This is a genomic window from Desertivirga brevis (assembly GCF_017355835.1).
Genome location: NZ_JAFEWF010000008.1, coordinates 311,426 through 323,260, shown reverse-complemented (window position 1 = coordinate 323,260; position 11,835 = coordinate 311,426). Strand labels below are relative to the sequence as shown.

The 11,835-nt window shown below is 40.2% G+C and carries 13 protein-coding genes; 3 read left to right on the top strand and 10 right to left on the bottom strand.

Annotation, left to right across the window (positions count from 1 at the left end):
* Positions 1-21 precede the first annotated feature (21 nt).
* The 3 genes from serC to rpe are packed head-to-tail and all read right to left on the bottom strand — an operon-like array spanning position 22 to position 4,245.
* On the bottom strand, positions 22-1,089 hold the full coding sequence (gene serC, locus J4N25_RS18995) for a 3-phosphoserine/phosphohydroxythreonine transaminase (protein ID WP_207423373.1): 1,068 nt from the start codon (positions 1,087-1,089) through the stop codon (positions 22-24).
* A gap of 53 nt (positions 1,090-1,142) precedes the next feature.
* Entirely contained in the window at positions 1,143-3,575 is a 2,433-nt protein-coding gene (locus tag J4N25_RS18990) for a TonB-dependent receptor (protein WP_207423372.1), read from the bottom strand.
* Position 3,576: 1 nt separating this feature from the next.
* Positions 3,577-4,245, bottom strand: a complete 669-nt coding sequence (rpe, locus tag J4N25_RS18985) for a ribulose-phosphate 3-epimerase (RefSeq protein ID WP_207423371.1) — start codon at positions 4,243-4,245, stop codon at positions 3,577-3,579.
* A 468-nt stretch (positions 4,246-4,713) separates the two neighbouring features.
* Here rpe and J4N25_RS18980 point away from each other — a divergent pair, with 468 nt between their 5' ends.
* The gene (locus tag J4N25_RS18980) at positions 4,714-5,568 is read left to right on the top strand and encodes an alpha/beta fold hydrolase (RefSeq protein WP_207423370.1); all 855 of its coding nucleotides are present in this window, start codon (positions 4,714-4,716) and stop codon (positions 5,566-5,568) included.
* Between the two features lie 61 nt (positions 5,569-5,629).
* On the opposite strand, the gene J4N25_RS18975 is transcribed toward J4N25_RS18980, so the two are convergent.
* Complete coding sequence (locus tag J4N25_RS18975) at positions 5,630-6,088, bottom strand: nuclear transport factor 2 family protein (RefSeq protein ID WP_207423369.1); 459 nt, start codon at positions 6,086-6,088, stop codon at positions 5,630-5,632.
* Positions 6,089-6,139: 51 nt separating this feature from the next.
* A complete protein-coding gene (locus J4N25_RS18970; protein WP_207423368.1) occupies positions 6,140-6,427 on the bottom strand; it encodes a DUF3817 domain-containing protein in 288 nt (95 codons plus the stop codon).
* Between the two features lie 288 nt (positions 6,428-6,715).
* Here J4N25_RS18970 and J4N25_RS18965 point away from each other — a divergent pair, with 288 nt between their 5' ends.
* On the top strand, positions 6,716-7,108 hold the full coding sequence (locus J4N25_RS18965; RefSeq protein ID WP_207423367.1) for an SPW repeat protein: 393 nt from the start codon (positions 6,716-6,718) through the stop codon (positions 7,106-7,108).
* 133 nt (positions 7,109-7,241) lie between these two features.
* A complete protein-coding gene (locus tag J4N25_RS18960) occupies positions 7,242-7,415 on the top strand; it encodes a hypothetical protein (RefSeq protein ID WP_207423366.1) in 174 nt (57 codons plus the stop codon).
* A gap of 34 nt (positions 7,416-7,449) precedes the next feature.
* On the opposite strand, the gene J4N25_RS18955 is transcribed toward J4N25_RS18960, so the two are convergent.
* From J4N25_RS18955 to J4N25_RS18935, 5 genes are all read right to left on the bottom strand, one after another.
* Entirely contained in the window at positions 7,450-8,313 is an 864-nt protein-coding gene (locus J4N25_RS18955; protein ID WP_207423365.1) for a DUF6929 family protein, read from the bottom strand.
* A 148-nt stretch (positions 8,314-8,461) separates the two neighbouring features.
* Positions 8,462-8,959 (bottom strand): pyridoxamine 5'-phosphate oxidase family protein, encoded by a 498-nt coding sequence (locus tag J4N25_RS18950; RefSeq protein ID WP_207423364.1) that lies wholly within the window; start codon positions 8,957-8,959, stop codon positions 8,462-8,464.
* Between the two features lie 44 nt (positions 8,960-9,003).
* Positions 9,004-9,600 (bottom strand): DNA-3-methyladenine glycosylase, encoded by a 597-nt coding sequence (locus J4N25_RS18945; RefSeq protein WP_207423363.1) that lies wholly within the window; start codon positions 9,598-9,600, stop codon positions 9,004-9,006.
* 10 nt (positions 9,601-9,610) lie between these two features.
* Complete coding sequence (locus J4N25_RS18940) at positions 9,611-11,080, bottom strand: RtcB family protein (RefSeq protein WP_242695947.1); 1,470 nt, start codon at positions 11,078-11,080, stop codon at positions 9,611-9,613.
* A gap of 5 nt (positions 11,081-11,085) precedes the next feature.
* Positions 11,086-11,448 (bottom strand): cupin domain-containing protein, encoded by a 363-nt coding sequence (locus J4N25_RS18935; RefSeq protein WP_207423362.1) that lies wholly within the window; start codon positions 11,446-11,448, stop codon positions 11,086-11,088.
* Between the last annotated feature and the right edge of the window lie 387 nt (positions 11,449-11,835).

Sequence of the window (11,835 nt, the reverse complement as noted above, 5' to 3'; positions counted from 1 at the left end):
GATTACGAATTTTAAAAAGGATTAAGCGTGTTTTTCTGCAAACTCCTGCATAGTTTCAACTAAAGCATGGATTGAAGTTATAGGCAGTGCATTGTAAATAGATGCTCTGAATCCACCAACACTACGGTGACCTTTAATACCAACCATACCGCGCTCTTCAGCAAATTTCAGGAATGGCTTTTCAAGCTCAGGGTTTTCCATTACAAAACAAACGTTCATGCGGGAACGGTCTTCAACAGCACAAGTTCCTTTAAATAATGGATTTCTGTCGATCTCCTCGTAAAGAGCTGTAGCTTTTGCGATGTTCTCTTTTTCAATTTGAGCCACACCTCCTTTAGATTTCAACCATCTTAAGTTTAACAATGAGGTATAAATAGCAAAAACCGGAGGCGTGTTATATAAAGATTTGTTATCCGCCTGAACTTTATAATCAAGCATAGATGGAAGTTTTCTGCCTGACTTTCCAAACAACTCATCTTTAATGATTACCAGGGTTACTCCTGCAGGACCCATATTTTTTTGAGCACCAGCATAGATCAAACCGAAATCTGCAACATTGAATTCACGACTGAAAATATCAGACGACATATCACTTACTAAAGGAACAGGTGACTTAGGGATCTCAAATAATTCTGTTCCGAAAATAGTGTTGTTACTGGTTATATGAAAATAAGCTGCATCAGCCGGAATTTCATAATTCTTAGGAATATAAGTATAATTAGATTCCTTAGACGAAGCAACCACATTTACGTTTCCGTATAATTTAGCTTCTTTTAGTGCCTTGCTTGACCATGCACCAGAATCAAGATAAGCAGCAGTTTGACCCTCACCCAATAAGTTAGCAGGAACCATTGAAAATTGTAAACTTGCTCCACCCTGAAGGAAAAGAACAGAATAACCATCCGGAACGTTAAGCAATTCTTTAACAAGGCGGGTAGCTTCTTCTACAACAGCTTCAAACTCCGGTGCCCTGTGCGATATTTCAAGGATCGACAAACCGGTATCGTTAAAATTCAAAACAGCCTGAGATGCCTGTTTAAACACTTCCTGTGGTAGAATACAAGGGCCTGCGCCAAAATTAAATTTCATCGTTAAGTACGTTTTATTTTGCGGTCAAATTTAGAAGAATTATATCTTTTTATTTACCTATTTTTAATTTTTGCAATTATCTTAAAATTAACCTGACGGGAGGTTAAATAATTGGGGATTGCGTACTGGTAGTTATTAATGTCCTTTATCCAGAAGTAGGAAACAGTATTATTAATATTTAAGAGGTTAAACACCTCTGCATAAAGCTGAAAAGTTTCAAAGTACTTCTTCGCAAAACCCAGCTTCCGACCGGAACTTCCCTCCAGTATATTTTTCGAAAAGCCAATATCTACCCTTCTGTAGGCTGGTATACGAAAGGTATCTGCATACCTTTCCGTCCTGGGTGGCCCAACTGGTAAGGCAGAACCATAAAGCATGGTAAGGTGAACTTTATAGGTTGGACTATTAAAGAGCCGGTCCTGAAAAAACGCTGAGAAGTTTATCCTCTGGTCTGTAGGTCTTTTTAAATAACCTGGATAAATAACAGAGGTATTGCCGTCTGCATCCTTTTTCTTGAAGGAATCCCCGGTAATATCTTCCTCCGTCTTCATCAAAGAAACCCTGAAGGAAGATTCCAGCCCTGGCACAAATTCTCCACTAAGGCTGAGATCAATTCCTGCTGCATATCCTACTGCTTCCTGGCCTGCAAAATACCTTATTCTTAGATTCTCTACTTTGTAAGGGATGAGATGGCTCAATTTCTTGTAGTATATTTCGGAACTGAACTTCAATGGCGTGCCTAATGAAACGAAGCTATAATCGGCTCCTGTGAGGAAATGCAAAGAACGCTGAGCTCTACTTTGATTATTGAGATTTCCATTATAATCTCTTAATTCGCGGTAAAATGGAGGTTGATTATAAGAACCGGCCGAAAACTTCAGGCTTAGCTTTTTCGTCGGGCTATACAGGAAATTTACTCTTGGACTTACTAATGTCTCTTTCGTGTACGAATTAAAATTCCCCCTGATGCCAAAGTTCAAATGTAGACGTGATGACCAGCTATATGTATTTTGCAGGAAGCCTGAATAACGACGAGTGTATGTTTTGTTATTCGAGAAGACTGCTTCCGTAAGCAAAAAATCAGGACTATTATAGGGTAAAGAATAACCTGCGGAGTCTGTAAGATTATACTCATTTAGCTCGTCCGTAATCACATCATACTGATAGCGAACTCCAGCCTCCCAGTCCGATCTCCCCTGTTTATAATACCCTCTCAACTCACTGCTATATACCCTCGATTGTAAAAAATTTCGAGCATAATTGTAATCTATACCTTCTCCCCTCCCAGCTCTTACGTTTTCAAACCCAGACGTACTTTCCGGATCTACTGGCTGGTCAAAAATATACCTCCCCTCAATATCATAGGTTTCCTTCTCGGAGATTATGAACGCAGAGTTGATCCATTTTAACAGCAATTTGGACACTGGCCTGTAAGCAAAGGTTACAGCGCCTATTATAGACTCGTACCTATCCTTTTCTGCCCCCTCATAATCCACTTTAAGTTTATACTGTTCGTTGAGTGTTCCGAAGGTAGTTTCTCGGCTTTCCGGTATTAATTCAAAACGACTAAGATTATAATCGGCGAAGAGTGTGGCATCAAGTTTTGAATTAATTCGGCTGCTGTGTAATGCCTGCAAATCGTAAAACCTCGGTTGATAACTTCCTACGACAGGCTGAGTCTTTAGAATACTCTGATTGGTTTTAGTTCGAAAACCAATTAGGGTGAAATTTCTTTTTCTAACGAGTTTCGAAGTAGCTGAGAGACCAAGAAGACCTGCAGAAAGAACTGTTTGCTGACTATCAGGGCGGTTGTAACGAATATCCAGAACAGAGGACAGTTTTTCTCCATACCTCGCATCAAAACCTCCTGCCGAGAAATGTGCCTGACTTACTAATTCAGGGTTTATAAAACTGAGTCCCTCCTGCTGGCCGTTTCTAACCAGCAGGGGGCGAAAAATCTCAACATCATTGATATAAATAAGGTTCTCATTAAAATTACCTCCGCGAACCGAGTATTGCGAACTAAGCTCATTATTGGCAGATACTCCGGGAAGGGTTTTAAGTATAGATTCAAAATTACCTGAGGCTACAGGCATGTTGCCAACCTGTGTAGGATTAATTCTCCGCAAGTTCCCCGTTCTGTTTGTATTGGCTCGAACTTCAACTTGCGAAAGCTGGCGGTAGTTCTGCCGGAGAACAAAATCCTGTCTGATCTCTGAACGTTTTGCAGACCTGATCTCCACCCTTTCACTTTGGAAGCCGTCACGACTTACATACAAAATAATGAAGGGCTTATAGGAAGTGCTTAAAGAATAAGTTCCGCTATCAGTACTGGATATTTTAACTTCTGAATTGGCAACTTTAATCTCTGCCAAGGGTAGTGCTTGTCCCTGTTCGGATCTAACAGTTCCAAACACCCGCACAGACTTCTGAGCAAAGCTTGCAACTGAAAGAGCTAACAGAACAAAGACAAACAAATGTCTCATGTTAGGCCTGAATGAGGTTCGAAGCTTCTTTTAGATCCTTAATTACTTCTACAGGGTCTGCAGCACTAAACACAAAATTTCCTGCAACCAGAACATTCGCCCCGGCATTAAGCAAAGCTCCTGCATTATTACTATTTACTCCCCCGTCAATTTCGATCAGAAGATCATCATTACGGCCGGCAGCAAGAGCTCTCAAAGAACGAATCTTTTTATAAGTATTTTCAATAAACTTTTGTCCTCCAAAACCAGGATTCACCGACATCAATAATACCATATTCACATCAGTGATAATGTCTTCCAGAACCGAAACCGGAGTGTGCGGATTTAAGGCAACACCTGCAATACAGCCCAGATCTTTAATAGCATGAATGGTACGATGCAAATGAGTACAGGCCTCATAATGAACCGTAATAGTTGCAGCACCAGCATTTTTAAACTGCTCCAGATACCTATCTGGGTCCACAATCATAAGGTGAACATCAAGAGGTTTGGATGCATGCTTCTGCAAAGCGGCAATAACAGGAAAACCGAAAGAAATATTAGGAACAAAAACTCCGTCCATGATATCAACATGGAACCAATCAGCTTTACTCGAATTAACCATTTCTATATCCCGCTGAAGATTTCCAAAATCTGCTGCCAGTACTGAAGGTGCTATAAGGTGATTCATAACGCAAATATAAACCTTTAAAGCTTTAGTCCCTTCCTCTTGAAACACTTCATCAGATTTAGCTCGCACCGAATAAAAGGGAATCCACGTATCAATTTTAATGTATAGGTACAAATTTCCCAGCATTAGCAGTGCCTATTCCATACGCTTCATAATATTACTGAATAATCATAGAATAGCTCAATTGGGTATTGCTGTTTTAAAGAAAATGCCCCCAGCCCTTTTAGGCTCGGAGCATAGGTAGAATGTAGGGGGAACCCCTTGCTTTGGGAATACAAATATAACAAATAGCCTTTATAAGTTTCCTAATATTTTAAATACTTTCAATAAATTGGATTATTATAATGTAATCAAGCAAACGTTGCTATTGCAGTTTTTTCAAAAGAAACGTTTTGCCAATGCTGTAGTTCAAAACTTTATTTAGTAGTAAGGGGTTAATGTTACATGTTTTAAATCAAAACAAATACTATGAAATTCATCAAATCACAAAACGCAGATGGTACTGCCGTTAACCTTTTTTACGAGGAATGGGGAACGGGGGCACCTGTTGTGTTTGTACATGGATGGCCTTTAGACCATCAAATGTGGGAGTATCAAACAAGTGTTTTACCAAACTACGGCTTTCGATGTATAGCATATGACCGACGTGGATTCGGAAAATCAGATAAACCCTGGGAAGGCTATGACTATAACACTCTGGCCGACGACCTAAAAGCTTTGTTGGATCAGCTGGATCTACAAAATGTAACACTTGTTGGTTTCTCTATGGGCGGGGGCGAGATAGTGAGGTATTTTAGTCGCCACGCTGGAAAAAGAGTATCAAAGGTGATCCTTATCAGTTCCATAGCTCCATATATGAAACAAACTGAAGACAACCCTGATGGAGTTCCAGAGGATAAACTCACCGAAATCTCTGAGTCGCTACAAGAAGACAGGGCTGGATTTTTGGTTAATTTCGCTAAGCAATTTTATGGATTCAGTTTACTTAGCCATCCCGTAAGTCAAGGAGTTCTAGATCGTGATTTTTTGATTGCATCTCAGGCCTCTTTAAAAGCCACTATTGATTGTGCGCACGCTTTTGGTGAAACGGATTTCAGAAATGAAATGCGTTATATCAATGTTCCTACATTATTAATACACGGCGACGCAGATGAAACTGTGCCAATTAAGGCAACAAGCGACCAGGCAGCCGAATTGATCGCTCAATCAGAATACATAGTGTATGAAGGGGCTCCGCACGGTTTATACTTCACAGATAAAGAAACACTGAATGGTGATTTAATTCAATTTATTCAAGCAGAAAATAGCATTGCCACAACTTAAAGTGTTTAAATTCCAATATACATTGCTTTACTAATAACACCCGGGCCACAGCCTGGGTGTTTTATTCCAGCAAAATATTTCCGTCGATGAATTTCAAATTATACTTGAAGGAATTAACTCGCCAACCATCATCAGTAGATATCAAGCCAATATTATAGCTACCTGTAAACACCCTCACCTTCCCCTTTGTTGCAGTTTCCTTGAAATGCGTAGCTACCACATAGGCAAACACTGTCGCCTCCTCTCCCTGTATATCTATTAAATAATGACCAGCCTGATGATGCACCCCATCCACTCCCTGAAACGTCTTATCCCACAGCTCGCATATTTCTGAAGCAGATTTCTCCCCTGGATCTTCCCCTCCGGCTGAAACCATATCAAACCATACTTTTTCCGTAAATACCTGGTTTTTCAACCTTTCCCAATCACGGTAGTCTTTAAGTATAAAAAGACGGTTAACAAGCTCAGTAATATCGAGCTTATTTGCTATGTCGACTTGTGTACCTAATTCTGCACCCATTGCTAATTATTTATAGTAGAAGAGGAATTTTAGCAAATAGGTTTAAGAAAATCAATAAATCTTCTTCTCTGCGTAGAAAGTACCAAAGGGAATCAGGGAAGCCAAAAATGCAAGAATTACCTTCTTAAATTTCCACTGATACTCGAGCGAAACTTGAATAAGTAAAAAAACATAAGCTACAAACAGTACTCCGTGAGCCATTCCCACAATACGATTTGGCAAGGGCATGGCGTATTGGTATTTTAACACCATTGTGAACCCGAGGAGCAGGTATGATAAACCCTCCAAAAACGCAACTAATCTAAACCTTCCCAGAGGTGTTTTAATAAGATCTGACATAAAACCTGTTAGAGATACAATTTTAAGCAATACAAGATAAATTAAGAGTTCGGGTAGTCGAAATTGAAGTTGGTATGACAGGAGCAATCCGAAACCTTGCATCTTGTTCTTATTGCGGCCAGGATTTATTCAATAAGGACAGTCTTATAAACGTAATTGTAGCTTTTGCCTTACAAACTGGCTTTTACATGGTACAACCATACACCCAACTTGTGCAAAATAGACCATAAATTGCGATACTGGCACCCTAATTGATTCATCTATAGCAGAAACCAAAACTATAAAACTATGAGATTCATTAGCAGAAAAGCCCACGCAGTATTAGATTATATGGCTGGAATTATTCTTATCGCAGCACCCTGGATTTTAGGATTTGCGGATGTAGAAGCCGCAAAATGGTCGGCAGTAATTGTCGGTGCGATGATCCTTGTGATGTCTTTCTTAACCGACTACGAAGGTGGAGGTAAGAAAGTTCTATCAATGTCTGCTCACTTAACTATGGACGTAATTGCAGGTATTTTCCTGGCAGCATCTCCATGGTTACTTAACTTTGATGAACAAGTATATCTACCACACCTAATCATGGGTATTCTTGAAATTGGTGCCGGTATATTTACTGTCACTCAATCACAACATGCACACGATCACCATGTGGATAGAAATATAAGAACTGCACATTAATTGTTTTCAAAACCAATTCGATTAGAAAAGCTGCCCTAAAGGCGGCTTTTCTTGTTTTGACGATATACCAAACTCTTTCATAATTAAACAAACCTATTAGGAAGGTATGCTGTTCCTAGATAAAAATGAATCTATGGCAAATTTCAAATTTGGAGACCGAGTTAAAACAAATGACGGCCGGGAAGCCGTTGTTCAGGAAGATCAGGAAATAGGATCTTCTGAAGTTAAGTTAATGTTTGAAGGAGAGGATTCTGCTCATGTAGTTAATGAATCAGAGCTTCAGAAAATAGAAGAAGAAAATAATTAACAAACGGCTGTCATGATTTCCATGACGGCCTCTACTAAATCTTTAATCTTACCTTATACAGAATACTTCGTCCATTATCATTATCAGCTACAAGGTAGATAATATAATCTCCCTTTTCTCTTCCTCCTACTGCCACAGATTCCACTTTTATATTCTTGAAAATCGCATCTATAGCTGTAAACGGTAAAAAACCATCAATGCTTAAAGAATTTTCACCTGCTTTTTTAGACATATTAGTAATAATTGCAAGAGCCCCGTTTCCTATTTCGCCATCAGCAAAAGCGCTTGTTGTGGCTTCAGAGGAAAGTGTAATGAAAAGCATATCTTTTTTTCGATAGTAATCAAGACCAGAAACTCCTAAGGTGCTATCAGCAAGTATCAATGGAATTACCTTAATATTCCTTTGGGAGGTCAGAGGTAGCTTACTTTCCAACTGTATCAAATAATTTTGTTTCTGGCTTAGATTGCTTCTGTTTGCCAGAAATAAATGATCTTTTACAAAAGCGGCGCCTTCGATGTTTATTTCAGTAACTCCTTTTTTTGTGATCTCAGTATACAGAGGGGCCAAACTGGCCCTTTCGACCTTCCTGCTATTAAGGTCGAGGGTGAATAAAGTATCACGGTAGGGAGAAACACTACCCGAACCAATAAGAAAAAGTTCTTTTCTATTCCTGGATTCAAGGAAGTCGCTTGCTTCTATATCAGCCTTAAAGGACTTCCTTTGTCGCTCGTTGTTTCCGGAAAACATAAGAACGCTTTTGAATACTTGAAAGGCAGTGTCCAGGACAAGAAGTTCCCTTGCATCATCCCCCATTAAGTAAAGGCTATCCTTATAAAAAGTAAGGGATGATCCCGAAGGATAGTTGAAGTCTTCTACCTTTTCTAAAGTTCCTGTCATTACCTGTAATCGTTTTTGAGAGGGACTTTTATTACAAGATATAAGGAATAAAAAGAGAATGATAAATAAGTGAGCTTTCATTAAGCAAAAAGAAAGAGGTCGCCTTTGGATATCCAAATCGAAAGCAACCTCTCTATTAAAAATACTTTTATAAATTTATTTTCCCATGTTCACCATGGTGCAGCTCGTCATCTGCCACCGGTGAAGACCCTAATATCCCCATAAACCGAAGCATACCTTCGTCATGATGATTAGTCCAATATTCTATATCGTAAGGCTTGATCTTAAGAAGAGCGAGACGGGGATCAACAACTCCTTTAGGGAAAAAAGCTTTTACAGTAGAGTTGAATAGCTTTTCCATTTTAGCCCGGTCTGTGACAACAGTAGCGCTTCCATTAACAACAACATAGGTACTAGTAGTAGAATCAGAATAACTGATAGATACTTTGTGCTCTGACTCTACATCATCCACCTTCCCGGAGTATTCGTCAGTAAAAAACCAGATATTACCTTCGTTATCGACTTCAGTTGTGGCCATTGGCCTTGACTTAATCTCAGTGCCGTTATAAGTAGATAGGATAGCGATATCAAGATTATCGACCATGTCCCTGAACTTTTCTATATTTTCATGACGGGCAGTTTCCATAGTTATTATGTTTTTGGTGAAAACAGTTCAATAAAAAGATAGTTTCAATTGCGACTAATAAACCTGTTTCCACCAATATAGAATCTCCAGGGAATACTTTTATAGGGTTCTGAAATATTTAAACCTATCCTGGGGGCTGCTACAACATTCTCCTTATCAACATGAATCAACTTATCTTCCAACCACACCTCATCTCCCTGAAGGGAGATCCCATTATGAGTTTTATTCAAACCCATAGCCTTTGCCAATGCACCCGGCCCCTTGCATAACTTAGTATCATCATTATAGATCTTTCTCCTATGGCGCATAATATCGACTCCCTCACTTGGTTCTAACGCCCTGATAAGAACTGCATGAGAACTATTTTCGGCTCCTGTAACAATATTAAGCATGTCGTGGATCCCGTAGCAGATATACATATAGGCTACCCCACCAGCAGCGTACATCATTTCGTTTCGTGAAGTACGCCGGTGGTTATAAGCGTGTGAACCTAAATCTTCAGGACCTTTATAGGCTTCTGTTTCTACGATAATACCTGCTGTTAATTGGCCGTCAATATTGGTATAAAGGTGCTTTCCTAATAGCTCAGCGGCAATTAATACCACATTCTCCCTCTGATAAAACTCGTTGGATATCTTCATTCAAGTGCAGCTAGTCTTCGGGACGTTCTTTAGGATTAGCCATTTTAACGATGCGTGGCTGAAACTCTGCAAGTACTTCAACGAGATCTTCCTGGGCAGCCATTACATCGTGTATATTTTTATAGACCATAGGAGCTTCATCAAGGTCAGACCCTATTAATGTGATGTTCTTATTTTTAAGTTCAGCTTCTACCAGATCCCTTTTCAAGGTTTTGAAAGCCACATTTCTGCTCATTAAACGACCCGCCCCGTGGGATGCAGAGTTAATGGAGTTTTCATTTCCTTTGCCTCGTACCACAAATCCCGGAGTACTCATAGAGCCGGGAATAATACCCAAAACTCCTTTGCCTGCTGGCGTCGCGCCTTTGCGGTGCACCATAACCTCCGTTCCGTCTGCCAGTTGTTCCTTCCAGGCAAAATTGTGATGATTTTCTATACGAAGAGCAGGATCAAGGCCAAGTGCACGGGCGATCTTATTATGAATTTCGTGGTGATTGGCAGAAGCATAATCGCCGGCCAGATTCATTGCTATCCAGTACTCCTGCCCCTCTTCAGAATCCAGATCCAACCAGGCTAGATGCTTCGCCTCATTAGGCAACTTCATTTTTTTCATTGCTATGGAGGAATAGTGATTGGCTATATTTCCGCCAAACCCTCGTGAACCGGAATGAGATAGCAATGCAAGGTAGCGGCCTTCAGGCACCCCTTCCAATTCTCCTTCTGGAATATTCAATTCGCCCCATTCTACGAAATGATTTCCGGTACCAGAGGTGCCTAACTGGGAATATGCTTTGTCTCGCAGGGAACGGATAAGAGCGGTAGCCTTCCACTCCTTCCGGTCGAACAGGCTCGTATCGAAATGCTTTTTTACTGTCCCTCCCATTCCAAACACAGTATGCTCTTCGAGCATCTTTTTCAATTTATCTTTCTCGCTATCGACGGTGTACGCCGGTAAATCGAAAATACTTAAACACATGCGGCAAGCAATATCAACACCTACGGCATACGGAATAATAGTATTTGCTTCCGTGGCAAGGACCCCTCCTATTGGTAAACCATATCCTTGATGAGCGTCGGGCATGAGGGCACCAGCAACAGAAACAGGCAGATTGATGGCCGTATTCATTTGAGCGAAAGCCCCGGGTTCGATATGCTCCCTTCCAAAAACCGGAAACTCTCTTAAATTCTCCGGCATCTCCGGAGCAGGTTTTTCAAAACGTGGCATTACTCCTTCCTTTTGCAGACCGATCACCTTCTCTGCAAGATTCTTAAACTTCCCATGTTTTTGCCTTAGATAAGCTTCAGGATCTCGAACCAATTTATTCAGATGTTGAATTAGCTCCTCCTTGCCCATCACTTTATGTTTCAACAAACCATTAGCAACACGACTAAAAAGTTCCAAGGCTGCTTCCTGATTTACTCCTAAGGTCTCCAGATCAGCTTGGCTTACATTTTCTTCCTCTATATTAACTTTCCCCATGAAAATCAGTCCTCCTCCCTGTTTACGGTATCAATAGAAAATGCCGGCACACAAACGCTCCAGTATTCACACTCCTCATCAAAGGGATTACTATATCTCACCCTAGATCCTTTTTTCACCAAAATGCTTTTTCCCGCAAGTAATACAATAGTTTCGCCATCTACTTCTATTTGTTTCTTCCCTTTGGAAACCAAAGTCCATTCGTCAAATTCAGGTGTCTGAAAAGGTTCTGACCATCCCGGGGGAGCTTCCATCCGTGCTATACTTATTCCCTCTTCCTGAGTAGAGATCCTGCCGAAATGTTCTTCAATCAATTTCCCTCCTGCTGCCGGAATTATCAATGGATTATTTTGAACGATATGTGCCATTAGAATTAAATCATGTGATTAAAACTAAATAGCGCAATTACTTTGATTGTTTATCTGAAAAATAAAAACTTCGAACAATAGGCTACTACCTCGCTATAATTCTTCATACCGAAAGACTGGTAAAAGATTTTATATCGGGAGAAGACTTGCAGATATTATCATTAAAAGAAACGCTATATGAGAAGGACGGCCCTCGGACGAACAACCGACGGCTAACCGACGAATAACGGACGAAGAGCCTTAATGACCATATTGTACCAAATCCATACAAAAAGAGCAAAAACAGACATTGCAGCAAAGCAAAGATTGTACAATTCCTTACCGATTGAAGTTGGAAAAAAATCTCCGATGAGCAGAGAATGAGAACTTGGCGATTTTCTTACCTGG

Bases quoted from the DNA above. Each gene is read 5' to 3' on its own strand.
- J4N25_RS18975 (WP_207423369.1), bottom strand. From the start codon at position 6,088: ATGGGTGCAGAATTAGGTACACAAGTCGACATAGCAAATAAGCTCGAT.
- J4N25_RS18980 (WP_207423370.1), top strand. From the start codon at position 4,714: ATGAAATTCATCAAATCACAAAACGCAGATGGTACTGCCGTTAACCTT.
- J4N25_RS18965 (WP_207423367.1), top strand. From the start codon at position 6,716: ATGAGATTCATTAGCAGAAAAGCCCACGCAGTATTAGATTATATGGCT.
- J4N25_RS18960 (WP_207423366.1), top strand. From the start codon at position 7,242: ATGGCAAATTTCAAATTTGGAGACCGAGTTAAAACAAATGACGGCCGG.
- J4N25_RS18950 (WP_207423364.1), bottom strand. From the start codon at position 8,959: ATGGAAACTGCCCGTCATGAAAATATAGAAAAGTTCAGGGACATGGTC.
- J4N25_RS18940 (WP_242695947.1), bottom strand. From the start codon at position 11,080: ATGGGGAAAGTTAATATAGAGGAAGAAAATGTAAGCCAAGCTGATCTG.
- J4N25_RS18955 (WP_207423365.1), bottom strand. From the start codon at position 8,313: ATGACAGGAACTTTAGAAAAGGTAGAAGACTTCAACTATCCTTCGGGA.
- J4N25_RS18945 (WP_207423363.1), bottom strand. From the start codon at position 9,600: ATGAAGATATCCAACGAGTTTTATCAGAGGGAGAATGTGGTATTAATT.
- J4N25_RS18990 (WP_207423372.1), bottom strand. From the start codon at position 3,575: ATGAGACATTTGTTTGTCTTTGTTCTGTTAGCTCTTTCAGTTGCAAGC.
- J4N25_RS18935 (WP_207423362.1), bottom strand. From the start codon at position 11,448: ATGGCACATATCGTTCAAAATAATCCATTGATAATTCCGGCAGCAGGA.
- J4N25_RS18970 (WP_207423368.1), bottom strand. From the start codon at position 6,427: ATGTCAGATCTTATTAAAACACCTCTGGGAAGGTTTAGATTAGTTGCG.
- serC (WP_207423373.1), bottom strand. From the start codon at position 1,089: ATGAAATTTAATTTTGGCGCAGGCCCTTGTATTCTACCACAGGAAGTG.
- rpe (WP_207423371.1), bottom strand. From the start codon at position 4,245: ATGAATCACCTTATAGCACCTTCAGTACTGGCAGCAGATTTTGGAAAT.